Below are 22,968 nucleotides of genomic sequence, written 5' to 3'. Positions count from 1 at the left end.
GCCACCTCTGCCGACCCCATTGAACAGGCTCATCTGGCGACCGGAGCGCGGCCACAGGACCCAGACGAGTATGACCGCCAAAAGCGCCGTGACCCAAAGCGGCCAACGCTGCCACAGGCCGATCGCAGCAACACCACCCCCGGAAAGCAAAGCCGGCAGGAACCGTCGCCAACGGATCCGGGCCGGGCGCAGGAATTGCTCATATGGGTCCTTCAATCGCCGCACCCGCCGCAACTCGACCCGCAATCACCCCCCGAGCCATCCGCCCAGACGTCGATCCCGACCTGAATTCCGTCGCCGGTCTGCACGGTCTTTACCAGCTGCCACACCATCAGAACCCCGATCACCATCAGCACGAAGACCGGCGCGCCCATCGTCCAGAACGCGACGAGACCGATCCCCAGCAGGCCGGAGGTGAAGAACCCCTCGGTGCGGGCGCGAGAGCGGGTGCGGCGACGCCAGAAACCGCGAGGCGGCGCCTCTCCGAACTCACGCTCGTAGCGGGCGATGGTCTCGTCGAAATCCGCCGCATGGGCGTCCCCCGCACCACCGGGATTGTGGTGAACCGGTTTGCCGGCCAACGCATTCGGAACGAGCCGCTCCCAGTAGTCGCGGGTATGCTGAAGATGCAGGTGCCAGACTTCGTCCACAGCACGGGACGGGACACATCGGCCCCGATCCAGGGCGCTGAGATAGAGAAACCGCTTGTAGTCGAGGACCGCCCTCTTCGCGGTCTCGGGCTTCAGGTCGTATTTCGCCCTGAGCTGATCGACGAACGAAAGACCGGTGCTGTCCGCCGGCATCTGATGGGCTTCGATCCGGGCCCAGAGACCGGGGTCGGAAAGGGGCATGCGAAATGTCCTGTCGCAGTCCTTGGGACGACTGCATGACAGGACTTCGTGACGATTCGATGACGCCTTACGCGCAGCAGGTCTGGCAGCCCTTCACGCTGTCGAACTCATCCCTGGCGCGTCCCACCGCGGTCTCGGGCTTTGCGGCCTCGCCGAGCGCCTTGCGGCCCTCCTCGTTCGGCAGGAATTGGCAATCCTCCCGGTGGACGACGTGGTCGCCGCGATCATTCGCTTCTGTTTTCACGTAATACCTCATCGTTCGCTCCTTTGCCTTCCAGCGCGGAGCCGGCCGATTCGGTTCCGCGCACCTTGCGATCCGGCGACCGCCCCGATACGCCGCCCGCGACCAGTGGAGGGGCCCATGAACATCCTTATCCTCGGCGGCGGCGGACGAGAGCATGCGCTGGCCTGGGCCGTCCTCCAGAACCCGAAATGCGACCGCCTCGTCGTCGCGCCCGGCAATGCGGGGATCGAGCAGATCGCGGAATGCGCGTCTCTCGACATCCTCGATCCGGCGGCCGTGGTCGGGTTCGCCGACGAGGAGTCGATGGACCTCGTGATCGTCGGACCGGAAGCGCCGCTGGTGGCGGGGGTCACCGATGTGTTGGCCGATGCGGGCATCGCCTGTTTCGGACCCAGCCGGGCGGCTGCGCAACTCGAGGCTTCGAAGGGCTTCACCAAGGAAATCTGCGCGGCGGTCGGCGCGCCGACCGCGGCCTACACCCGTTTCGATGCGCTTGACCCCGCATTGGCTGACCTGCGATCGCGAGGCGCGCCGATCGTGATCAAGGCGGACGGCCTCGCCGCGGGCAAGGGCGTGACCGTGGCGGCGACCATAGACGAAGCCGAGGCGGCGCTTCGTGACATCTTCGACGGTGTTCACGGCCGCGCGGAGGTTGTCATCGAGGATCTGCTGACCGGAGAGGAGGCCAGTTTCTTCTGCCTCGTCGATGGTGAGACCGTGCTGCCCCTTGGCACGGCTCAGGATCACAAGCGCGCCCATGACGGCGATGCGGGCCCGAATACCGGCGGCATGGGGGCCTATTCGCCCGCGCCGGTGATGACGCCCGCTGTCGAACGCCGCGCGCTCGAAGAGATCGTCAAGCCGTGCATGGCCGAGATGATGCGACGGGGCACACCGTTCCGCGGCGTTCTCTTCGTCGGCCTGATGATCGAGGACGGGGCGCCCAGCCTGGTGGAGTTCAACACCCGGTTTGGCGATCCTGAATGCCAATGCCTGATGATGCGCCTCGGCGGCCAAGTCCTGGATTTGCTTCAGGCATGTGCCGCAGGACAACTTGGGGACGCGAAAGTCCGCTGGGCCGACGACCACGCGATGTGTGTCGTGATGGCGGCCGAAGGATATCCGGGACGCTATGAGAAGGGCGAGGCGATCGGGGGTCTGGGCGATCTGCCCGACGACAGCTTCGCCACCTGCTTTCATGCCGGCACCCGCCGGGAGGCCGGGCAGTTCCTATCGGTTGGTGGACGTGTTCTGGGGCTGACGGCGCGCGGGGCCTCACTGGCGCAGGCGCGAGAGCGAGCCTATGCGATGGTCGATGCCATCGATTGGCCCGGGGGGCGAGTGCGGCGCGATATCGGCTGGCGCGCGCTTCAGGACAGCGGTTCACCCTCGCAGCCGACATAGTCCCGCGTGATCGCCTCGACCCTCTGGACTTCGCCGTTCAGGGTCGATCGGACATGAAGGCGGTCGTCCAGCCGAAAGGTCGTCCAGCAATGCTCCACACCCGGAGCATCGTCCTCATAGGTGAAGCAGAGAAGCGGCCCGCGCAATTCGACCAGACCGTAGGCGCATCGGCCGGTCGGCTGGGTCCAGACCGTCCGGTCGCGCCCGAGAAACCGCTCTATCCCGACGAGGCTGCCATCATCGGCCATCACGAAGGTCAGCGTCCGGCTCTCGGCCTCGTTCAGGAACGCCTCCGGCGGGATCGGCTTCTCCTGAGCCAGGGCGGGCAGGGCAGCAAGCGAGAAGAGAAAGCAGATCAGAACACGCATGGCACCTTCCTGCCGCGACCCGGGCCGAAGCTCCAGTGTCAGCATGGCAGCGGGTCCCCATCGGCGGCCCCGAGGTCGCGCGCGCGCAACTGTCCGCCGACCAGCGTGACGCCGACATGGCGCTGCCTGTCGGCCGAGAAGAGGAGGATTTCGCGCCGGTTCGCGCAGGTCCGGACCCCACCGGAGATCGTCTCTTCGCCGATGGCGTGGTTGGTCACCCCGTCCAGCGTGGCGATCTGCGTCAGCGCACCGTCCGCATAGCGCCAAACGCTCAGGATCTTCGCCAGGTGGGGCCGGTCGACATAGGCGATCTCGACCGCGCCATCGCCGTCGAGATCTTCCCACGCCGCCGGAGCGAGCCAGCGATGGCGTGTGCCGATATGCGGCGTCGCGGCCAGCAGCGTCAGGTCGGCGCCGGACTGTGCCTGCCCCCAGATCACGACCTGCGCCCCCTGCGTGGCCGACGACCGGACGGTCAGGACCTCGAGCCGCCCGTCCCCGGTCACGTCGACGAGCCGGGGGCGCGTGTCCTCGAAGACGTGCTCCGGGCCCGCCGGCAAGCGACGCGGGACCGTGCCGCAACTCGTCGCGGGGTCGCCCGCGACCGCGTAGCGCAGGGCCGCCGCATCCTCCGCCCGTCCAAGGATGCCGTGACCGTAGGACGCATCGGGCTCTGCGTAGTAGGCGACCTCGATCCAACCGGCCACGACCTCGTCGGCCTCCGCCACCTGCGTCCCGTCGATGCGGTGCTGACGGCCGTTATGGTGCTCGGCCGTCCGGCAGGCCTGCGCCGTCGATGCCGTTATCACCAGCCCGACGACGAGCGCCGCCCCACCTCTTCTTCGCTTCGCAAAAACGCAGGGGGGTTCGGGGGGCTGGCCCCCCGACGGCCTAGGGCGCCACGCCGACCACGCGCCGCGCGCGAGACGGCGCAGCACGCGCGCGGCCCGACGCGGCGCCCCGCTCAAATCTGCTTCTCGGGCATCTGGACCTTCAGGCCGTCCAGTTCCTCGGTCACCTTCAACTGACAGGTCAGGCGGGAGCGTTCCGGGTCGGGCTCATAGGCGAAGTCGAGCATGTCCTCTTCCATCGCGTCCTTCTCGGGCAGCTTCCCGACCCATTCAGGGTCCACGTAGACGTGGCAGGTCGAGCAGGCACAGGCGCCGCCGCAATCGGCCTCGATGCCCGGAATGCCGTTGTCGCGCGCGCCTTCCATGACGGTCAGGCCGACGGGGACATCGACGACGTGTTCCTTGCCGCCATGCTCGACATAGGTGATCTTGGGCATCTCTCGCTCCGGAAATTTCGTCCGCGCCAGAGGTAGCGATGCGGTGGCGCGGGCGCAACAATCGACCGGACGCGGATCGGCTTCCTTCTCGGCGGCCGCGCCGATGGGCTACGATCCGCCCGACCACATCCGCCGAGAGAGCCTGATGATCCGCCTGATCCCGATCCTGATCCTGTCGACCTGCGTGGCGAGCACAGGCACGTCGCGCAACGAGGGCTCGCCGACCGTCCCCGCCAGCCCGGTCCTTGCCGTTGCGGCCCCGTCCGCTCTGCCTCCCGGTCCGGGCGGGGGTGATGCACCAGAGAACGGACGCGATGCCCTCTGACACCGCGCCCGGTCGCCTGATCGCGATCGACCTCGCACGGGCGGCCGCCCTGATCGCGATGATCGTGTTCCACTTCGGGAGGGACCTGGATCTTTACGGCGTCTGGCCGCCGGGCAGCACGTTCACGCCGGGCTGGATGTGGTCGGCCCGGCTGATCGCGGGCACCTTCATCTTTCTCGCCGGCGTCAGCCTCTGGCTTGCTCACGGGCACGGGCTCCGCTGGCCCTCCTATCTGCGGCGCCTCGCGATGCTGATCGCTGCCGCCGTCGCGGTCAGCGTCGCGACCTATGTGGCGGTCCCGGGCGCATGGGTCCGGTTCGGGATCCTGCATTCGATCGCCCTGTCGAGCGTCATCGGGCTCGCCTTTCTGCGGCTGCCGGCCTGGATCGCCGCAGCGGCGGGGACCGCGCTCATCGCAGCCGTCGCGGTCGGCCCCGTTCCGGCCTTGTCGGGATCGGCATGGCTGTGGTTGGGCCTCGGGGCAAACACCCCGCCGATGATCGATTGGGAGCCGGTCATTCCGTGGACAGGTCCCTTTCTACTGGGGCTCGCTCTGGCCAAGCTCGCGGATTCACGGGGCTGGTTCACGGCGATGGAGGGGCGGCCAGCCGCGCCCCTGTGGACGCAACTCTCCTGGCCCGGGCGCCACAGCCTTGCGATCTATCTCATCCACCAGCCGATCCTCGTCGGCGGGATCCTCGCATGGCAGCGCGTGATACCAGGGTGAACGCCCCGGAATGAGAACGGGCGCCCGAAGGCGCCCGTCCAATTCGTCCCGGCGATCGCGATCACTCGCTGCCGGCCTCTTCCTCGTCGAGCGGCAGGGCCACGAACCGCGCATCGCCCTGACGGCGGATCAAGAGCAGGAAGCTGCGCTGACCCGCCTCGCGGGCTTCGGAAATGCGCTCCTCGAGCTGGGTGACCGAGGACACGCGAACCTGTCCGGCTTCCTCGATCAGGTCACCTGCGCGCAGGCCCTTCTCGTAGGCCACCGACGCGGGGTCGATATCGGAGACGACAAGACCTTCGATATTTTCTTCGAGCCCGAGCTGCTCCCGCAATTCGTCGGTCAGTGTCGACACGGTCATGCCCATGATCTCGGCCTCGGCCGGATCCTCGGTCGTGGCCGAGGCCGGCACGGTCCGCTCCGCATCCTCGCGGCGACCGAGGGTCACGAGGAGGGTTTGCGTCTCGCCGTCGCGGAAGACCGTGACGCGGACGGCTTCACCCACCGGGGCATTGCCGACCGTGCGCACCAGCTGCCGCGTATCCTCGATGTCGACGCCATCGAAGGACAGGATCACATCACGCGGCTCGATCCCGGCATCGCGGGCGGGCCCTTCAGGCACATCGGTGATGAGCGCCCCGGCCGCTTCCTCGAGGCCCAGCGCTTCGGCCAGTTCCGGATCTACGTCCTGAATGCGGACGCCAAGCCAGCCGCGACGGGTCTCGCCGAACTCTTGCAACTGGTCGACGACCCGCGTCACGACGTTCGAGGACATGGCGAAACCGATGCCGATGGACCCGCCGTTCGGAGACAGGATCGCCGTGTTCACACCGATCACTTCGCCGTCGAGATTGAAGAGCGGGCCGCCGGAATTGCCCCGGTTGATGGCCGCGTCGGTCTGGATGTAGTCGTCGTAGGCGCCCTGCAGCTCCCGTTCGCGCGCGGACACGATGCCGGCCGAGACCGAGAAGCCCTGACCGAGCGGGTTGCCCATCGCCATGACCCAGTCGCCGGTGCGCATGTCGTCGCTGTCGCCGAACGGAACGAAGGGCAGCGGCTCGTCCGACTCGACCTTCAGAAGCGCGATATCGGTGTTGGGATCCGTCCCGATCACTTCGGCGGGGAGTTCGTCACCCGACCAGAACTCGATCAGGATCTCGTCGGCATTCTCGATCACATGGTTGTTCGTGACGATGAACCCGTCCTCGGAGATCACGAAGCCGGAGCCCAACGCGGAGCCGCGGCGCGACCTCGGTTCGGGGCGGGGCGCTCCGTCGGGACCTTGCCGGCGGCGGAACTCCTCGAAGAAATCCTCCAGCGGGTTGCCGGAGTTCGGGCCTTGGGCGCCCGTCGCTACAGTGGTGTTGGTGGTGATGTTCACCACAGCGTCGTCGACCTGATCCACCAGGTCGGCAAAGGATGACGGCGCGTTGCCCTGGGCGAAAGCGTCCGTCGCGACCGGGCTGGTCGCCAGAGCCACGCCCAACGCCGCGGGTGCGATGAACCGGGCGAAAAGGCCGGTGGTTTTCGTGTCTGCGTTCAAGGTTTCCCCTCCGGATGACAGAACGCGCCCGGTTGGCAAGGGTCCGAAGACCTGCCTCCGAGCGTCGATGAGTGGCATATCCGCATCACCGGAAAAGGATACAACGCGTTGGGCCATCACATCGGTGTGAAGGTTTCTCACCTCGAGTGTAGGCGCGCCCGGTCCAGTGAGCAATGATGCAGTGCGAATGCAAAACCGGCCGCCACGGGTCCCGTGGCGGCCGGTCTTGTCTTTCATGTCCGATCCCCGATGCGTGGTGGGATCGAGAATGGCGGCCAAGTCAATTGCCGAGCGTCGTCCCCTCCTCGGCGACAGCCGAGGCATCGTCGTCACCCGAAATCGAACCTTCCTCGATCTCCTGAGGCTGCTCGATGTCCTCCATCAACTCCTCTGGCGTCGGCACCTCCTCCGGAGCGGGCGGATTTGCCTCGCTCGACCGAGCCGTCTTCAGGTAGCTGAAGAACTCGGAATCGGGGCTGAGAACCATCGTGGAGTTGTCCGCCCGGATCGCCCGCTCGTATGCCGTCAACGAGCGGTAGAACTCGAAGAACTCGGGATCCGCCGTGAAGGCGTTCGCGAAGATCCGGTTCCGTTCGGCATCGGCGACACCGCGGGTGATCTCGGCCTCCCGACGGGCGTCCGAGGTCAGTTCGACCACGGTCCGATCCGCCTGTGCCCGGATGCGCTGCGCGGCCTCTTCACCACGCGCGATCTCATCCGCGGCCTCACGTTCACGCTCGGCCCGCATCCGGGCGAAAGTGGCGTCGAGGTTCTGCGGCGGCAGATCAGTGCGCTTGAGACGCACGTCCAGAACGAAGATGCCCAGATCCGACGCCTCATCCCGCGCGCCGGACGCAATCCGTGCCATCAGCGCGGCCCGATCCTCCGACAGGATCTCGTTGGACGACACCGTACCCAGAACGGCGCGCAATTCGTCACGCAGAATGTCGTCGATCAACCGCTCCGCGTTCATGATGCCGGCGGCACCGACCGAATTCCGGAACTGCACCACATCCGCGATCCGGAAGCGGGCGAAGGCGTCGACGACAAGCCGGCGGTCATCGGACGGCGTCACCTCGATCGGATCGACGTCAAGCGACAGGATCCGGTCGTCGTAGAACACGACGTTCTGAATGAACGGCAGCTTGAAGGCCAGACCGGGATCTTCCTTCACGTTCACGACGCGGCCGAATTGCAGGACCAGCGCCTTTTGCCGTTCGTCCACGACGAACAGTGACGTGAAGGCGAGCAGCAATGCCACCGCTGCGATCGGGAGCAGAAAGGCTGAGCGTTTCATCAGTTGGATCCTCCCGTGCCGGGGCGTCCACCGCTGCCACCGCCACGCAGTTCGTTCAGGGGCAGATACGGGACGATCCCCTGTCCGCCGCTTCCGCCAAGCCCGTTATCGACGACGATCATGTCGACCTCGCCGAGGACCCGCTCCATCGTTTCGAGGTAGAGACGGCGCCGCGTCACGTCGGGCGCGTTGGCATATTCAGCCAGCACGGCGGTGAAGCGGCTCGCCTCACCGGCGGCCTCGTTCACGACCTGCGCGCGGTATGCTTCCGCCTGCTCCAGGACCTGCGCAGCCTCGCCTCGCGCTCCGGCGAGCACTCGGTTCGCATAAGCGTCGGCTTCCGATTGCAGGCGATCGCGCTGCTGTTCGGCGGCCTGAACCTCCCGGAAGGCGTCGATCACCTCCTGTGGCGGATCGGCACGGTCGAAGTTCACGCGTAGCACGTTGATGCCGGCATCGTAGCTGTCGAGGGTCGACTGGATGAGGTCCTGCAATTCGTCAGCAATGATGCCCCGGTCGCGGTTCAGGATCGGCGCCAGTTGTGACCGGGCGACGATCTCACGCATCGCAGATTCGGCCACGGCACGCATCGTCGCGTCCGGATCGCGAAGGTTGAACAGGAACTCGGCCGGATCCGCCACGTTCCAGACCACCTGGAAGTCGATGTCGACCACGTTCTCGTCACCGGTCAGCATCAGGCCCTGTTCGCCGCGGCTGCCGCTGTTCACACCGACATCGATCGTGCGTTCGGTCGTCACCTCGATGACTTCCGCCGTCATCACCGGCCAGGGGGCGAAGTTCAGGCCGGGATCGCCGATTTCCGAAAATTCACCGAGGAAGAGTTCGACCGACCGCTGTTCCGGCCGAACCGTATAGAAGGACTGGAACGCCCAGAGAGCCACGAGCGCCACGCCCAGAATGGCCCACATCGTCCGGTTCATCTCGAAGCCGGAGCCGCCGTTGCCACCGGACCCGCCGGTGCCGCCGCCCTTACCCCCCATCAACACGCGGAGCTGGTCCTGCCCCTTGCGCATCAGGTCGTCGATTTCGGGAATACCCTCGCCGCGATTTCCGCCCGGACGTCGTGGACGCTCTGGTCCGCGCGGGGGACGATCGTCCCCTCCTCCGCCGGAATTGCCGCCGCCCCCCCAGGGGCCACTGGGTCCTGCCATGTGGTCCGTTCCTCGTTCGATTTATCGCATTCGTCGCGTTGGCCCTTAATTGGCATCGCGGGCGGGGGATTCAACCGCGAAGCGGGTGGACAGTGCTTCCCCTGCATCCGATGGTCGCGGCCGGAGGATGGACATGCCGACCGGATCCAGACCGCTGCACCAAAGGACCATCGGCATTCTCGGCGGGTCCTCGAACGTGGCGACAGGCGAATACTATCGTCTGATCAACGAAATCGCGAATGCCCAGCTGGGCGGCTGGGACATTGCCGAGACGCTGATCGCGGGGTGAACTTCGGGAACATCGAGGCCCTGCTGCGTGCCGACGATTGGGATGGGTTGACGGCCTACATGGACGATCATGTCGCCAAGCTGGCCGCGGCGGGCGTCGATCTGCTGATCGGGGTATCGAACACGCTTCACCGGATCCTCCCCGAGCTCGCGGGGCGCCACGGCCTGCGCCTGATCCACACCGCCGATCCCACCGGAGAAGCGATCCGGAGCGCCGGTCTCGATCGCATCGCCCTCTTCGGGACGCGGCCGGTCATGGAGCTGGACTACCTCGCCGACCACTATCGCAGCCGACACGGTATTGATATCGTGACGCCGAACGATGCCGAGAAGGCCGAGATCGACCGCATCATCTTCGAGGAACTGTGCCGGTTCGACGTGCGCGAGACGTCTCGGACGACCTACCTCGACATCGCGGACCGGCTCGTCCGGGAGCAGGGCGCGCAGGGAGTCATCCTTGGGTGCACCGAGATCTTTCTATTGATGCGGCCCGAAGACCGTCCGGACCTGCCGCTCTTCAACACGACCGAGTTGCACTGCCGCGCCGCCGTCGAGGCCGCGCTGGCCTGACGCATCAGTCGGTCTGGCGGACAGGCTCCTTCATCGTCACCATCTCTTCGGCAATGGTCGGATGCAGCGCGCAGGTCCGGTCGAAATCGGCCTTGGTGGCGCCCATCTTCACGGCGACCCCGATGAACTGGATCATTTCCGCCGCCTGCGGACCCACGATGTGGACGCCCAGAACCTTCTCCGTCTCCCGCTCAACCAGCATCTTGAAGAGCACGCGCTCTTCGCCGCCGGCAAAGGCCATCTGCATCGGACGGAATGCCGTGCAATAGACATCCGTAGGCCCGCGCTCCTCGGCCTCTTCCTCGGTCAGACCGACAGTCCCCAACTCCGGCTGGGTGAAGGTGGCCGTCGGGATCAGATCGTAATCCATCTCGGTCGGCTCTCCTCCGAAGACCGTCTTGTGGAAGGCGATGGCCTCCCGGATCGCGACGGGGGTCAGTTCGACACGGCCGATGACATCACCGAGCGCATAGATCGAGGGCACATCGGTCTGGAGGTATTCGTCCACGCAGATCGCGCCGCGACGGTCCAGCTTGACGCCCACCTCTTCCAGCCCCAGGCCCGACGTGTTCGGCTTGCGCCCCGTGGCCCAGAGCACTTCGTCGAACACCTCTTCGTGCCCGTTCGAGCCTTTGACCCAGATCCCACCGTCCCGCTTTTCAAGCGCGGTCGGAGCGCAGCCGGTATGGATCGTCACGCCCCGGCGCTGCATGCAATCGGCGACATGACCACGGGTTTCGTCGTCGAAGCCGCGCAGGATCTGCGCCTTGCGGATGAACATGCTGACGTCGCAGCCCAGCCCGTTGAAGACACCGGCAAATTCGCACCCGATATAGCCTCCGCCCACGATCAGGAGCTTCTTGGGCAGCCGCTCCAGATGGAAGACGTCGTCGGACACGATGCCGAGATCGGCATTCTCCATCGGCGGACGGACCGGGTGCCCCCCGGCCGCGACAAGGATATGCTTCGCGGTCTTGGTCGTTCCGTCAGCCAGTTCGACGGTATGCGGATCGGTCAGCTTTGCGCGCTGCTTGTATATCGTGACGCCGGCCTTCTCGGCATTGGTTGCGTACGCGTTTTCGAGACGATCCAGCTCCGAATGCATGCGGTCCCGAAAGGCGGGCCATTTGAAATCCCCGAGTTCGATGTCCCAGCCATAGGTCTTCGCGAGTTCCGCCGACTCGGCGTATTCGCTGGCGAAGACCATCAGTTTCTTCGGCACGCAGCCCCGGATCACGCAGGTCCCGCCCATCCGGCTTTCTTCCGCCAGCGCAACCTTGTGGCCATCGAGCGCCGTCAGGCGTGCGGCCCGCACGCCTCCGGAGCCGCCGCCAATGACGAAGAGATCATAATCGAAGGCCATGCGGGGCTCCCTGGTCGCTGCCCGATCGGGCCTAACCTACGGAGATACCTAGCCACAAGGGAGGAGGATGCGGGACGGAAAGCCCGACACGCTCACAGCGCCCTTCCGGACCCGAGACGGAAAGATCAGTCTGCGATGGACCCGAAGATATTCTCGCCGCCGCTGATATCGACCGTCTCTTCGGTGACGGTGCCGTGGTTGACGTCGCGCACTTCGACAGTCCCGTCCTGTCGCCCGCAGATCACGACATCCGCGATGTCGAGGAAGAGGCCGTTCTCGACGACGCCGGGGATCTGGTTGAGGAGCAGCGAGAGTTGCCGCGGATTTCCGATGCGCCGCAGATGCAGGTCGAGGATCAGGTTTCCCTCATCGGTCCGGAACGGAAGCTGGCTCGCCAACCGCAGGGTGACGGCGCGACCATCCACGTCCTGGCCGATCAGGCTCTCCTCGATCAGCGCCTTGGTGGTCTGCCACCCGAACGGGATCACTTCGACAGGAAGGGGAAACGCACCCAGCGAAGCCACTTCCTTCGACGGATCCGTGATGATGACGGTCATGTCGGATGCCGTGGCGACGATCTTCTCCTGCAGAAGGGCGCCACCTCCGCCCTTGATGAGGTTGAGGTCGGCATCGAACTCGTCCGCCCCGTCAATGGTCAGGTCCAGCCATTTGGCGTCCTCCAGCGTCGCGACGGGGACGCCGCATTGCCTCGCGAGATCCGCCGTGCGCGTCGAGGTCGGCACGCCGGTGATCCGCAACCCGTCCTCGCGGATCATCTCTCCGAGGCAGCGAACCATCCACGCCGCCGTCGAGCCGGTCCCCAGGCCGACACGCATGCCGTCCTGCACGTAGTCGACCGCACGCCGGGCCGAGACGTACTTTGCCATGTCGATCGGATTCGGCTTGGCGCTCATGTCTCGCTCCCTGAAGATCCCTTGGAGCGTTCTAGCGGTCGGTCCCGGCGATGCCCAGACCCGCCATGAGCGGATCGAGCGCGTCCAGCGGCAGGATGACCAGACAGGGCCCATCGCATGTCAGGGTGACGGGGCCGGTCGCGCGGTTCGACGTGCCGACCCGGCCGTCGGGGCGAAGAACCAGACCGTCCAGCGGCCACCGCAGGCCGGTGGAGGTGAGCCGCACCTCGGCGAGCGGCCAGAGCGACACGCGCGTCCCGGTCGGGAGATCGAGTCGGAGACGGGTCGGACACATCGCCAGGGCGTCGTCGTCCGACAGCAGGAGAACGGGCGGCCCTGTCCGCATACCGAGATGGCTGATCGCGGCGAGCGCGTGATCGAACCGGGCTCCGAGAAATCCGACGGCCAGCACGAAAGGAGCCTCTATCCTGTGCAACGCTTTCGCGAAGTCGGTGCTGTCCTGTTCCGAAACATGTACGATTCGATCGGTGTAGGCGTGCCGCGCGGCCTCGCCGATCGAGTCGAGGTCTCCGACGACAAGTTCCGGCAGAAGATCGGCCGCGAGGCAGGCATCCGCGCCGCCATCCGCGGCGACGACCCGCGGGGCGCGATTTAACGCGGCCTTAAGGGCCAGTGTGGGAACAGGCCCCCCACCGACGAGTGTCACACCACCCGATGGAGTTTCCGCTGTTGCGAAATCCTGAACAGTTCGCTGCAAATCGGGCAAGATTCTGCTCTCCGTTTCGCCAAATGGTCCCGATCCGGGCACGATTAGACTGGAATTCTTTTGTTAGCTGCGTCGAGATCGAGGTAAACAATTCCCGCGCACGGGAAGAAAGCGATGTGACGGCATGATTCCTCCGGCAAACAACAAGATCCTCACCGTGTCCTACGGCGCGTTTTCGTGCACCCTCGAAGGGTTCGACGATCCGTTCTCGGCGATGACCGACATTGCCGAGTATTTCCGCGATCTCGCCGCGAAGGACCGCTATTTCGGGGCGGAACCGCCCCAGCCCGACGCTGCGATGCTCCGTCAGATCGCCGAGGCGAAGACGAACCACGCGATCGAGGCCAGCACAGATGGCGAGGCGGGCGTGCGCCTCCGCCCCGCCATCGCCGATACCTCCGATCCCTTCGCCGAGGCCGTCGCCGAAGTCACAGAGCCGGTCGCGAAGTTCGTCGGCGACGCCGAGGTGGAAGACACGACCGCCGCCGACAAGCTTGCCCGTATCCGGGACGTGGTCGAAGACGCGGACAGCTACGACGATTACCAGCGCGCCATCGGCTGGGCGGCATTCGCCGAGTCCGACGCGGACGATGACGAGGCGCCCGAAGATGCGGCGGCCTCCGAGACCGCTCAAGAACCTGCTCCGGAGGCCCCCGACGACGCCGGAGCCGACGCCGGACAGGAATCGGAGAGCGACGAGTCCGAGTTGGCGGACGCCATCGCGGCGGCCGAAGCCGAAGAGGAGGCTGTCGACGAGGCCCCAACCGAAGAGGCGACCGGCCAGGATGACGCCCCCTTCGAGGACGCGCCGGAGCTTGAAGCAGAAGCAACCGACGAAGCCGAGGCAGGTGACGACGCCGAACTGGCCGCCGGCGAAGAGGAAGCAACCGCGGACGACGTCGCCGAGGAGCCGGAGACGGCAGAAGAGCCGGAGGCCGAGGACGCAACTGCCGAAGCCGATGATCCCGAGCTCGCCGACGCCCTCGCGGCCGAAGCAGCCGAGGAATTGGAGTCGGAACCCGTCGCCGAGGCTGAGGCCGAGGTCGACACCGGTGAGGATGCGCCCGCCAAAGACGAGACGACCCCCGAGGCGGTCGCAGCGGAACTCGATGAAGACGATGCCTCGCCGGAAGAAGAGCGGCGCATTCGCCGCATCCGCGTCCGCCGCGCCCGGCGCGCCCGGCGTGAGCAGGTCGCGAAAGAGGCCGCCCTCGCTCGGGACCAGCAGGACGACGCGGAAGCCGCAAACGCCCACGTCGGTTCCATTACGGAACCCGATGAAGCCGCCGCCGCCTTGCCCGAAGAGGACGAGGTGGAACTGATGGCCGAACTCGCCGCAATCGAAGCGGAGTTCTTGGATCCTGCGGACGACGAACCGGAGGCGCCCTCCGGCACTGCGGATCTCGAGGCCCTCCTTGCCACCGAAGACGAGGATATCACCGACGAGGCCCCCGGCACCGCTGACGCGATGGACGATGCGGACGAAATCGCCGGTGAAGCCAGCGACGACCTCACGGATGCCGATAAGGACGCGGACATCCACGAGCCGATTGCCGACGACGCCGTCGCCGCCGAGGGCGCCGCTCCCATGGGTGACGAAGCGTCCGAGCCGACGGAAGCGGAAGCCGCTCTGGACGAGGCCGATCTGGTGGACCTCTCGGATGAGGGGGAAGACGAGATCTCGCTTGCCGACGATGACGATGAGGTGACCGCAGAAGAGGAAGAGACCTTCGACGCTTCCGAGGATGAGGGAAGCGATCCGGATGTCGAGCGGCTCTTCGCAACGACCGACAGCAAGCTGTCCGGCGAAGAGACCGCCCGAGCCCATGCGAACATCTCCCACCTGAAAGCGGCCGTTGCGGCCCGCCGGGCGGACAGTTCGATGGATGCCCCCCGGGACGACGATACCGGCGCATACCGGGCAGATCTGGCGAACACCGTTCGTCCCCGCAGGGCGCAAGCCAGCGAAGGAAGCAAGACCGAACGTCCGGCGTCGCGCCCCTCGCCCCTCGTGCTGGTTTCCGAACAGCGGGTCGAAGACAGCCCCGCGCCCGAAGAAAGCTCGCGTCCCCGCCGCGTCAGCCGCGTCCTTTCGGCCGAGGCGGAGCAACAGCCGGCCCCCTCCGCGGCCGAGCCGCAAGAGCCGGTATCGGATTTCGAGGGCTTCGCCCGCGAAATGGGCGCGACGGAGTTGTCGGACATCCTCGAAGCCGCGGCCGCCTACGCCACCAAGATCGAGGGAGATGCGACCTTCTCCCGTCCGCACCTGCTGCATCTCGCGGCCGAGGCCGACGAGAGCTTCAGCCGGGAGGAAGGGCTGCGCGGCTTCGGACAACTCCTGCGTGAAGGCACGATCCGGAAGGTCAGCCGTGGCACCTACGCGCTCTCCGAAGGCAGCCGCATCGCCGCGAAGGCGGAGCGCCGCGCGGGCTGATCCGGTCCGAATTCCGGCGGACAGGCTAAGGGCGCGATCGAGGTGATCGCGCCCTTTTCGTCAAGGCTGGATCCCAATCGTCGTCGCGCGCCTTCCCGGTCCATCGGATCGGCGACGCAATCGCTCTGCCCGATCGCTGCGAAGGCTCCGAGCCATCCGCTGAATATCAGACCCCCTCGTCTTCGGGCGGTGCATCCGGGTCGGGTTTCGCCACTCCCCTGAACACGGATCTGAAGGGGAAGACCCAGACGATCCCGAGTATGATGTAGAGGACGAATTCCAGCAGGACCGGTAATTGCCCGAACCGGTCGTAGATCAGGCCCATCACGCCGATCACCAGAACGACGTAAAGCGGCAGCCCCACGAGCAGGATCAGGAACGCCAGCCGTTTCCGTGTCTTGTAGCCCAAAGCCATGTCAGTCCTCGAATGGGTCGGTCACCAATATGGTGTCGTCGCGCTCCGGCGACGTCGAGAGCAGTGCGACCGGACACCGCACCAGTTCCTCCACCCGGCGCACGTACTTGACCGCCGCCGCCGGCAGATCCGCCCAGCTCCGCGCGCCTTCGGTGCTTTCGGACCAGCCTTCCATCTCTTCGTAGATCGGAACGCAACGCGCCTGGGCATCCGCCGCCGTGGGAAGATGGTCGATCCGCGTGCCGTCCAGATCGTAGCCCGTGCAGATCCTGAGCGTGTCGAACCCGTCCAGCACGTCCAGCTTGGTCAGGGCGATCCCGTTGACGCCGGACGTCGCACATGTCTGGCGCACCAGCACCGCGTCGAACCAGCCGCAGCGCCGCTTGCGCCCGGTCACGGTACCGAATTCGTGCCCACGCTCACCCAGACGCTGTCCGTCGGCATCATTCAGTTCCGCCGGAAACGGCCCCTCGCCCACCCGGGTCGTGTACGCCTTGACGATGCCGAGAACGAAGTCGATGGCGCCCGGCCCGATCCCCGTCCCGGTCGCAGCCTGCCCGGCAATCACGTTGGACGACGTGACGAAGGGATAGGTCCCGAAGTCGATATCGAGGAGCGACCCCTGCGCGCCCTCGAAGAGGATGCGGCGCCCGGCCCGGCGCTTTTCGTCCAGAACCTTCCAGACCGGCGCGGCGTAGGGCAGGACCTCTCCGGCGATGTCCCGCAGCGAACCCAGAAGCGCCTCGCGATCCACGGGTTCCAGCCCGAGGCCCCGCCGCAGGGCGTCGTGGTGAACCAGCGCACGGTCCACGCGCGCCTCCAAGGTCGCGTCGTCCGCAAGGTCGGCCACGCGAACGGCGCGACGGCCGACCTTGTCCTCGTAGGCAGGCCCGATCCCGCGCCCGGTCGTCCCGATCTTCGCGACGGAGTTCTGGCTCTCGCGGGCGCGGTCGAGTTCCCCGTGGATCGGGAGGATCAGCGGCGTGTTCTCGGCGATCATCAGCGTCTCGGGCGTGATGTCCACGCCCTGCCCGCGCAGGCCCTCGATCTCCTGGACCAGATGCCATGGATCCAGCACCACGCCGTTGCCGATGACCGACAGCTTGCCGCCGCGGACGATGCCCGACGGAAGAAGGGACAGTTTGTAGACGGTGCCGTCGATGACCAGGGTGTGACCGGCATTGTGCCCCCCCTGAAAGCGGGCGATAACGTCGGCCCGCTCGCTCAGCCAATCGACGATCTTGCCCTTGCCTTCGTCGCCCCATTGGGCGCCGACCACCACCACGTTTGCCATGCCGCTCTCCCGGATGTCCGGTCGCCCCTGTAGCGCGCGGGCCGCAGGGGGAAAAGGGCGGGGTTGCGGTAGGCCGGGGCCGTCTCTAGGTAGCGCGGGTCCCGATACCCCGGAAGCGGCCCTGTCCATGGAAAACGTCCTCCTCGTCATCCACCTGATCCTTGCGCTCTGCCTCATCGGCATCGTGCTGCTGCAACGGTCTGAAGGCGGCGGGCTGGGGATCGGCGGCGGCGGCGGTGCCGCGACGGGCCGACCGGCGACGACGGGAATGGCCAAGCTGACCTGGGTCTTCGCGATTGCGTTTCTGACGACGTCGATCACGCTGACCATTCTGGCGGCCCAGAATGCCGGCGGCGGGTCGGTGGCGGACACGGTGCCCGAAACCGAAGAGGTCGTGCCCGGCAGTTCGCTGCCCGCCGGATCGGAGCTTTTGCCCCCGTCCCCGACGGATGCGCCCCTGACGCCGCCCCGGTCCGAATAGGAACGGCAACTCGCCTATCTAGTTTTCGTCGCGTCGCGATGCACCGGATATGGGGCCGAGCGGTTGCGGCGGACCGATCTCCGGTGTAACGCTCGAGTCCCGTGATCATCGGATCGGCTGGACCGGTTCAACCAGATTCGCGGGGGGCCAAAACGCATGGCGCGCTTCATCTTCATTACCGGCGGCGTGGTCTCTTCGCTTGGCAAGGGGCTGGCATCGGCGGCGCTCGGCGCGTTGCTGCAGGCCCGCGGATACACAGTGCGCCTGCGCAAGCTGGATCCGTATCTGAACGTCGACCCCGGAACGATGTCGCCTTTCGAACACGGCGAGGTGTTCGTCACCGACGACGGAGCGGAGACCGATCTCGATCTGGGCCATTACGAACGCTTCACGGGCGTCGCGGCGCGCGGCACCGACAGCGTCTCTTCCGGACGGATCTACTCCACCGTTCTCGAGAAGGAGCGGCGGGGCGATTATCTGGGCAAGACCATCCAGGTGATCCCGCACGTCACCAACGAGATCAAGGACTTCATCGACATCGGCGGCGACGAGGTCGATTTCATGCTCTGCGAGATCGGCGGCACCGTCGGCGATATCGAGGGGCTGCCCTTCTTCGAGGCGATCCGGCAGTTCGCTCAGGACAAGCCGCGCGGCCAGTGCCTCTTCATGCATCTGACGCTGCTGCCCTACATCGCCGCCAGCGGAGAGTTGAAGACAAAGCCCACACAGCACTCGGTGAAGGAACTGCGCTCCATCGGCCTTGCCCCGGATATCCTCGTCTGCCGCTCCGAAGGGCCGATCCCGGACAAGGAACGCGAGAAACTGGCGCTGTTCTGCAATGTCCGCGCCGACAGCGTGATCGCGGCACAGGATCTCAAGTCGATCTACGAGGCCCCGCTGGCCTATCACCGCGAAGGGCTGGACCAGGCGGTGCTGGACGCGTTCGGCATCTCTCCGGCCCCGCGTCCGGATCTGCGCCGCTGGGAAGATGTCGTCGACCGGATCCACAATACCGATGGCGAGGTACGCGTGGCGGTGGTCGGCAAGTACACGCAGCTCGAAGACGCCTACAAATCCATCGCCGAGGCGCTGACCCATGGCGGGATCGCCAACCGGGTCAAGGTCCGCGCGCAATGGATCGACAGCGAGATCTTCGAGAACGAGGATCCGACGACCCATCTGCAGGGATTCCATGCGATCCTCGTGCCCGGCGGATTCGGCGAACGCGGGACCGAGGGCAAGATCCGCGCGGCCCAGTTCGCCCGCGAGAAGAAGGTGCCGTATCTGGGGATCTGTCTCGGCATGCAGATGGCCGTCATCGAGGCGGCCCGGAATACCGCCGATCTCGGCGATGCCGCCTCGGAGGAGTTCGCCGAAGGTGTCGACCCCCGCAAGTTCACGCCCGTGGTCTACCACCTCAAGGAATGGGTGAAGGGGAACGCGAAGGTCACCCGCAAGAAGACCGACGCCAAGGGCGGCACGATGCGCCTTGGTGCGTATGACGCGCTTCTGACCGAGGGGTCGCGGGTCGCGGAGGTCTACGGCACCACCAGCATCGAAGAACGCCACCGCCACCGCTACGAGGTGGACATCGCCTTCCGAGAGAAGCTGGAAGAGAAGGGGCTCTGCTTTTCGGGTCTCTCCCCCGACGGGCGCCTCCCGGAGATCGTGGAATGGACGGACCATCCGTGGTTCATCGGCGTCCAGTTCCATCCGGAACTCAAGTCGAAGCCGTTCGAGCCGCATCCGCTCTTCCGCGACTTCATCCGCGCCGCCAAGGAGCAATCGCGCCTCGTCTGACATTCTGGGTCGCGGGGGCGATGACCGCCCCCACAGGATGTGGTCAGGCCTTCTCCAGGAGGGCCTCGCCCGCGGACACCTCGCAGACGCCGGGGCTTTCCTCGACGCCGATCGTCTTGACCACGCCATCGTCGGCGATCAGCGCATAGCGCTTGGACCGCCCGAACAGTCCCGCGGGCGGCGCGTCGAAATCCATCCCCATCGCCTTGGTGAAGGTGCCGTCCGCGTCTCCGAGCATCTCGATCCCGGCCGGCGTCGCGCCCGTATCCTCGCCCCAGGCCTTCATCACGAACGGATCGTTGACGCTCACGCAGATGATCGTGTCGATCCCCTTCTCGGCGAAGCCGTCCTTCGTGCGGATGAAGCTGGGAACATGCGCGGTGGAACAGGTCCCGGTAAAGGCACCGGGCACCGCGAACAGCGCGACGCGGCGCCCCTTGGTCAGGGACGACAGCTCGACCGCTTCCGGGCCGCCATCGCCCCCGCGGATCAAGGTTGCGTCCGGCAGCCGGTCGCCTTCTGTGATGGCCATGTCCGTCTCTCCTCTTTCGCGGGCATCGTTCTTGGGCATATACACCCGGACCGCGGCGCGCACAGGGGAGAGCGGCATGGACCACATCGCGGTGATAGGCGCGGGCCAGGCCGGCGCGACCCTGTGCGAGACGTTGCGCAAACGGGGCTACGAGGGCCGCCTGACGCTCTGGGGCGACGAGATGGCCCTGCCATATCAGCGCCCGCCCCTGTCCAAGGCCTACCTGCTTGGGGAAATGACGCGGGACCGGCTCCTGTTGCGGCCCGGAAGCTTCTGGAAGGAGCAGCGGGTCGAGATGCGCAACGGCAAGCGGGTCGAGGCGATCGACCCTGCCTCCCGCACGCTGCGCCATGCCGGTGGAACCGAAGAGTGGGATACGCTTGTCCTCGCGACCGGGTCGGTGCCGAACCGTTTGCCCGCCGCGATGGGCGGCGATCTGGAAGGCGTCCACGTGGTGCGCACGCTTCCGGATATCGAGAGGATGCGGCCGGATCTGCGCCAGGGCGCGCATCTGCTCGTCGTCGGCGGAGGGTATATCGGCCTCGAAGCGGCGGCGGTCGCCCGCAAGCTGGGCGCCGAGGTCACCCTCGTCGAAACGGCGAGCCGTCTGCTGGCTCGCGTCGCCGCGCCAGAGACGGCGCGGTGGTTCGGGGCCCTGCATCGGGGACACGGTGTCCGCATCCTCGAGAACGTGACGCTCGACCGTCTGGAAGGCGACCCCAAGGTCGAACGGGCCGTCCTGGCGGATGGAACCGTCCTCCATGTGGATGCCGTGATCTGCGGGATCGGGATACGGCCCGCGACGGATCTGGCAGAGGCGGCGGGGCTGACGGTCGCGAACGGCATCGCGGTCGATGACTACGGCCGGACCTCCGCGCCGGGGATCTGGGCGATCGGGGATTGCGCGTCGTTTCCCCATCGGGGCGGGCGGATCCGCCTCGAATCCGTGCCCCATGCGATCGACCATGCCACCTGCATCGCGGGCAACATCCTGGGCGGCGAGGAAGCCTATCACCCCAAGCCGTGGTTCTGGTCGGACCAGTACGACGTGAAGCTGCAGATCGCGGGGTTGAACACGGGCTACGAGGATGTGGTCGTGCGCCAGACCGGTCACGGACGCTCGCACTGGTATTTCGCCGGCGACACCCTGCTGGCGGTGGATGCGATGAACGCCCCGCGCGATTACATGGCGGGCAAGCGGCTGATCGAGGCGGGGCGTTCGCCGGATCGCGCGTCGGTCGCGGATCCTTCCGTTTCCGCAAAGGCGCTGATGGGGTGAGGATCGTCGGCGGACGCTGGCGAGGTCGGCGCCTGGCACCCGTCGGCAAGGGCGACGCGGCGGCCCGGTTGCGGCCGACCGCCGACAGGGTCCGCGAGGCGATGTTCAATGCGCTGACCCACGGCCCAGATGCGGTGGATCTGGACGGGCTTCGCGTGCTCGACGTCTTCGCCGGGACCGGAGCTCTGGGCTTCGAGGCGCTGTCGCGGGGTGCGGCCGAGGCGACATTCATCGAAAGCGGTCGCCCGGCGCTCGCCCTCTTGCGGGCCAATGCCGACCTCCTCGGGGCCGAGGCGCGGATCCACGCCCGCGACGCCTTGCGGCCCGGACCGGGCTCGCCTCATGACCTGATCTTCCTTGATCCGCCTTACGGAAAGGGCTTGGGCGAGAAGGCCGTGGCGATGCTCCTGCGCGAAGGATGGATCGCCCCCGATGCGTTCATCGTCTGGGAGGAGGCCGCCCGCCCCGCCCTTCCCGTGGGATGGGATCGGCTGGACGAGCGGCGCTACGGCGATACGCTGGTCACCTTCGCGCGGGCCGGTATCCAGGATCGGGCCGGGGCCTGACCGGTCCCGGCCCGGCGGCCGTCACTCGGCTGCTTCCATCGCGGCGCGCGCATCTGCGACCAGTCCCGCGCCATCCAGCCCTTTGCCTTCGGCTTCGGCGATCCAGGCGGCGACGACGGCCTCTCCGGTCGCCTTCAGATCGGCGGTGGCGTCCGCGGACAGGACCGCGATCTCGTTGCCGGAGGCGATCATCGCATCGCGCCCTTCGGCATCGCCGATGTCGTGTGCGCGGCCGGCCCAGGCGCTGGCCATGGCACCGGAATTGGCGTCGATCACCGCGCGCAGGTCGTCGGGCAGCCCCTCGTAGACATCCTTGTTCATCGCCCAGAGGAAGTAGAGGTTGTAAAACGCCCGGTCGCCCGCGACATCCGTATGACTTTCGGTCAACTCGTCCAGCTTCAGCGCCCTGGCCTGCTCCCACGTGATGACACCGCCGTCCAGGACGCCCTTGGCCAGCGCCTCGGGGAAGGCCGGCACGGGCATCCCCACGGGTTCGGCGCCCAGTTTTTCCAGCAGCAGGATCGAGGCGCGCGAGGGGCCGCGAAGACGCAGGCCACGCAGGTCGTCGGCCATTTCGGGCGCGGGACCGTCGACATGGATCAGACCGGGCCCATGCATGTGCGCGGCGATGACATGCACATCCGCGAAGTCGTCCATCAGATGCGCCTGCGTGAACTCCCACGCGGCGACGCTGGCGGCTTCGGCGGATTTCGGCGTCATGAAGGGAAGCTCCAGCGCCTCGGCCTCGGGGAAGCGGCCCGCCTGGTAGGCCGGGATGACCCAGCCTCCGTCGACGACACCGTCGGCGATCAGGTCGTACATTTCGGGCGCGGCGCCGCCCAATGCCATCTGGGGATGAAGCTGCACCTCGATCCGGCCGCCCGATTGCTCTTCGATCGCGTCGGCCCAGGGCTGCATGAAATTCGCCGGGTTGGCGGAATTCGGGTTCACGAAGTGCTGGAAACGCAAGGTCACCTCTGGTTCGGCCAAGGCCGGTGCGGCGACGAGACTTGCGGCGAGAAACGTACGGAACAGGGTCATGGCGGCCCCTCCATCTGTTAGGTCAGCGACACTTACCCAAGTGCC

At 66.7% G+C, this 22,968-nt stretch carries 25 protein-coding genes; 10 read left to right on the top strand and 15 right to left on the bottom strand.

The genetic code is table 11. The features are described from left to right. Positions 1-212: 212 nt before the first annotated feature. Together jaqu_RS20410 and jaqu_RS02940 are read right to left on the bottom strand one after the other, a co-directional pair. Entirely contained in the window at positions 213-851 is a 639-nt protein-coding gene (locus tag jaqu_RS20410) for a glycine-rich domain-containing protein (RefSeq protein WP_052500739.1), read from the bottom strand. 67 nt (positions 852-918) lie between these two features. After that, the gene (locus jaqu_RS02940) at positions 919-1,107 is read right to left on the bottom strand and encodes a hypothetical protein (RefSeq protein ID WP_043917440.1); all 189 of its coding nucleotides are present in this window, start codon (positions 1,105-1,107) and stop codon (positions 919-921) included. A 105-nt stretch (positions 1,108-1,212) separates the two neighbouring features. Between jaqu_RS02940 and purD the strand changes: the two genes are divergently transcribed. Beyond that, positions 1,213-2,499: a phosphoribosylamine--glycine ligase gene (purD, locus tag jaqu_RS02935; protein ID WP_043917439.1), complete on the top strand. Its 1,287-nt coding sequence runs from the start codon at positions 1,213-1,215 to the stop codon at positions 2,497-2,499. Here purD and jaqu_RS02930 read toward each other — a convergent pair. The 3 genes from jaqu_RS02930 to jaqu_RS02920 all read right to left on the bottom strand — a co-directional run bounded on the left by jaqu_RS02930 (position 2,466) and on the right by jaqu_RS02920 (position 4,155). Beyond that, positions 2,466-2,867, bottom strand: coding sequence for a hypothetical protein (locus tag jaqu_RS02930; protein WP_141134305.1), 402 nt, complete (start codon positions 2,865-2,867; stop codon positions 2,466-2,468). The genes purD and jaqu_RS02930 overlap by 34 nt on opposite strands. Positions 2,868-2,905: 38 nt before the next feature. After that, positions 2,906-3,676 (bottom strand): FG-GAP repeat domain-containing protein, encoded by a 771-nt coding sequence (locus jaqu_RS02925; RefSeq protein ID WP_052500738.1) that lies wholly within the window; start codon positions 3,674-3,676, stop codon positions 2,906-2,908. A gap of 155 nt (positions 3,677-3,831) precedes the next feature. Continuing rightward, the gene (locus tag jaqu_RS02920; protein ID WP_043917437.1) at positions 3,832-4,155 is read right to left on the bottom strand and encodes a 2Fe-2S iron-sulfur cluster-binding protein; all 324 of its coding nucleotides are present in this window, start codon (positions 4,153-4,155) and stop codon (positions 3,832-3,834) included. Between jaqu_RS02920 and jaqu_RS02915 the strand changes: the two genes are divergently transcribed. Together jaqu_RS02915 and jaqu_RS02910 are read left to right on the top strand one after the other, a co-directional pair. Beyond that, positions 4,142-4,480, top strand: a complete 339-nt coding sequence (locus jaqu_RS02915) for a hypothetical protein (protein ID WP_141134306.1) — start codon at positions 4,142-4,144, stop codon at positions 4,478-4,480. The genes jaqu_RS02920 and jaqu_RS02915 overlap by 14 nt on opposite strands. Continuing rightward, entirely contained in the window at positions 4,470-5,207 is a 738-nt protein-coding gene (locus jaqu_RS02910) for a heparan-alpha-glucosaminide N-acetyltransferase (protein ID WP_052500737.1), read from the top strand. The genes jaqu_RS02915 and jaqu_RS02910 overlap by 11 nt, the downstream gene beginning before the upstream one ends. Positions 5,208-5,268: 61 nt before the next feature. On the opposite strand, the gene jaqu_RS02905 is transcribed toward jaqu_RS02910, so the two are convergent. The 3 genes from jaqu_RS02905 to hflK all read right to left on the bottom strand — a co-directional run bounded on the left by jaqu_RS02905 (position 5,269) and on the right by hflK (position 9,219). Further along, on the bottom strand, positions 5,269-6,750 hold the full coding sequence (locus tag jaqu_RS02905) for a Do family serine endopeptidase (protein ID WP_043917434.1): 1,482 nt from the start codon (positions 6,748-6,750) through the stop codon (positions 5,269-5,271). A gap of 280 nt (positions 6,751-7,030) precedes the next feature. After that, complete coding sequence (hflC, locus tag jaqu_RS02900) at positions 7,031-8,047, bottom strand: protease modulator HflC (protein ID WP_084629311.1); 1,017 nt, start codon at positions 8,045-8,047, stop codon at positions 7,031-7,033. Next, on the bottom strand, positions 8,047-9,219 hold the full coding sequence (hflK, locus tag jaqu_RS02895) for an FtsH protease activity modulator HflK (protein WP_043917433.1): 1,173 nt from the start codon (positions 9,217-9,219) through the stop codon (positions 8,047-8,049). The genes hflC and hflK overlap by 1 nt, the downstream gene beginning before the upstream one ends. A 133-nt stretch (positions 9,220-9,352) precedes the next feature. Here hflK and jaqu_RS22030 point away from each other — a divergent pair, with 133 nt between their 5' ends. Both jaqu_RS22030 and jaqu_RS02890 read left to right on the top strand, forming a co-directional pair. Further along, on the top strand, positions 9,353-9,508 hold the full coding sequence (locus jaqu_RS22030) for a hypothetical protein (protein ID WP_236687744.1): 156 nt from the start codon (positions 9,353-9,355) through the stop codon (positions 9,506-9,508). Then, a complete protein-coding gene (locus jaqu_RS02890; RefSeq protein ID WP_236687743.1) occupies positions 9,505-10,077 on the top strand; it encodes an aspartate/glutamate racemase family protein in 573 nt (190 codons plus the stop codon). Before jaqu_RS22030 ends, jaqu_RS02890 begins: the two co-directional genes overlap by 4 nt. 4 nt (positions 10,078-10,081) lie before the next feature. Here the strand turns inward: jaqu_RS02890 and gor are convergent, their stop codons facing one another. The 3 genes from gor to jaqu_RS02875 all read right to left on the bottom strand — a co-directional run bounded on the left by gor (position 10,082) and on the right by jaqu_RS02875 (position 13,021). After that, a complete protein-coding gene (gene gor, locus jaqu_RS02885) occupies positions 10,082-11,440 on the bottom strand; it encodes a glutathione-disulfide reductase (protein WP_043917432.1) in 1,359 nt (452 codons plus the stop codon). A gap of 125 nt (positions 11,441-11,565) precedes the next feature. Further along, positions 11,566-12,354 carry a ribose-5-phosphate isomerase RpiA gene (gene rpiA, locus jaqu_RS02880; RefSeq protein ID WP_043917431.1) on the bottom strand — a complete coding sequence of 263 codons (789 nt, stop codon included), beginning with the start codon at positions 12,352-12,354 and terminating at the stop codon, positions 11,566-11,568. Between the two features lie 31 nt (positions 12,355-12,385). Then, positions 12,386-13,021, bottom strand: a complete 636-nt coding sequence (locus jaqu_RS02875; protein WP_316243053.1) for a thiamine diphosphokinase — start codon at positions 13,019-13,021, stop codon at positions 12,386-12,388. A 184-nt stretch (positions 13,022-13,205) separates the two neighbouring features. On the opposite strand from jaqu_RS02875, the gene jaqu_RS02870 reads away from it, so the two are divergent. Beyond that, complete coding sequence (locus jaqu_RS02870; RefSeq protein ID WP_043917430.1) at positions 13,206-15,515, top strand: hypothetical protein; 2,310 nt, start codon at positions 13,206-13,208, stop codon at positions 15,513-15,515. A 166-nt stretch (positions 15,516-15,681) separates the two neighbouring features. Here jaqu_RS02870 and jaqu_RS02865 read toward each other — a convergent pair whose 3' ends face one another. Both jaqu_RS02865 and jaqu_RS02860 read right to left on the bottom strand, forming a co-directional pair. After that, positions 15,682-15,930, bottom strand: coding sequence for a DUF2842 domain-containing protein (locus jaqu_RS02865; RefSeq protein WP_043917429.1), 249 nt, complete (start codon positions 15,928-15,930; stop codon positions 15,682-15,684). 1 nt (position 15,931) lies between these two features. Continuing rightward, positions 15,932-17,224, bottom strand: a complete 1,293-nt coding sequence (locus tag jaqu_RS02860) for an adenylosuccinate synthase (protein ID WP_043917428.1) — start codon at positions 17,222-17,224, stop codon at positions 15,932-15,934. A gap of 127 nt (positions 17,225-17,351) precedes the next feature. Here jaqu_RS02860 and secG point away from each other — a divergent pair, with 127 nt between their 5' ends. Both secG and jaqu_RS02850 read left to right on the top strand, forming a co-directional pair. Beyond that, on the top strand, positions 17,352-17,705 hold the full coding sequence (gene secG, locus jaqu_RS02855; protein WP_043917427.1) for a preprotein translocase subunit SecG: 354 nt from the start codon (positions 17,352-17,354) through the stop codon (positions 17,703-17,705). A 156-nt stretch (positions 17,706-17,861) separates the two neighbouring features. After that, the gene (locus jaqu_RS02850) at positions 17,862-19,505 is read left to right on the top strand and encodes a CTP synthase (protein WP_043917426.1); all 1,644 of its coding nucleotides are present in this window, start codon (positions 17,862-17,864) and stop codon (positions 19,503-19,505) included. Between the two features lie 43 nt (positions 19,506-19,548). On the opposite strand, the gene jaqu_RS02845 is transcribed toward jaqu_RS02850, so the two are convergent. Continuing rightward, positions 19,549-20,037, bottom strand: coding sequence for a peroxiredoxin (locus jaqu_RS02845; RefSeq protein WP_043917477.1), 489 nt, complete (start codon positions 20,035-20,037; stop codon positions 19,549-19,551). Between the two features lie 76 nt (positions 20,038-20,113). Between jaqu_RS02845 and jaqu_RS02840 the strand changes: the two genes are divergently transcribed. Both jaqu_RS02840 and rsmD read left to right on the top strand, forming a co-directional pair. Beyond that, complete coding sequence (locus jaqu_RS02840) at positions 20,114-21,316, top strand: NAD(P)/FAD-dependent oxidoreductase (RefSeq protein WP_043917425.1); 1,203 nt, start codon at positions 20,114-20,116, stop codon at positions 21,314-21,316. Beyond that, positions 21,313-21,882: a 16S rRNA (guanine(966)-N(2))-methyltransferase RsmD gene (gene rsmD, locus jaqu_RS02835; protein WP_043917424.1), complete on the top strand. Its 570-nt coding sequence runs from the start codon at positions 21,313-21,315 to the stop codon at positions 21,880-21,882. Before jaqu_RS02840 ends, rsmD begins: the two co-directional genes overlap by 4 nt. A gap of 21 nt (positions 21,883-21,903) precedes the next feature. Here the strand turns inward: rsmD and jaqu_RS02830 are convergent, their stop codons facing one another. Beyond that, a complete protein-coding gene (locus tag jaqu_RS02830) occupies positions 21,904-22,923 on the bottom strand; it encodes a TRAP transporter substrate-binding protein (RefSeq protein ID WP_043917423.1) in 1,020 nt (339 codons plus the stop codon). Positions 22,924-22,968 lie beyond the last annotated feature (45 nt).

Source organism: Jannaschia aquimarina, from assembly GCF_000877395.1.
In the GTDB taxonomy this organism is placed as follows: domain Bacteria; phylum Pseudomonadota; class Alphaproteobacteria; order Rhodobacterales; family Rhodobacteraceae; genus Jannaschia; species Jannaschia aquimarina.
The sequence above is the reverse complement of the archived record's forward strand: the minus strand, read 5'-3'. Positions and strand labels throughout refer to the sequence as shown.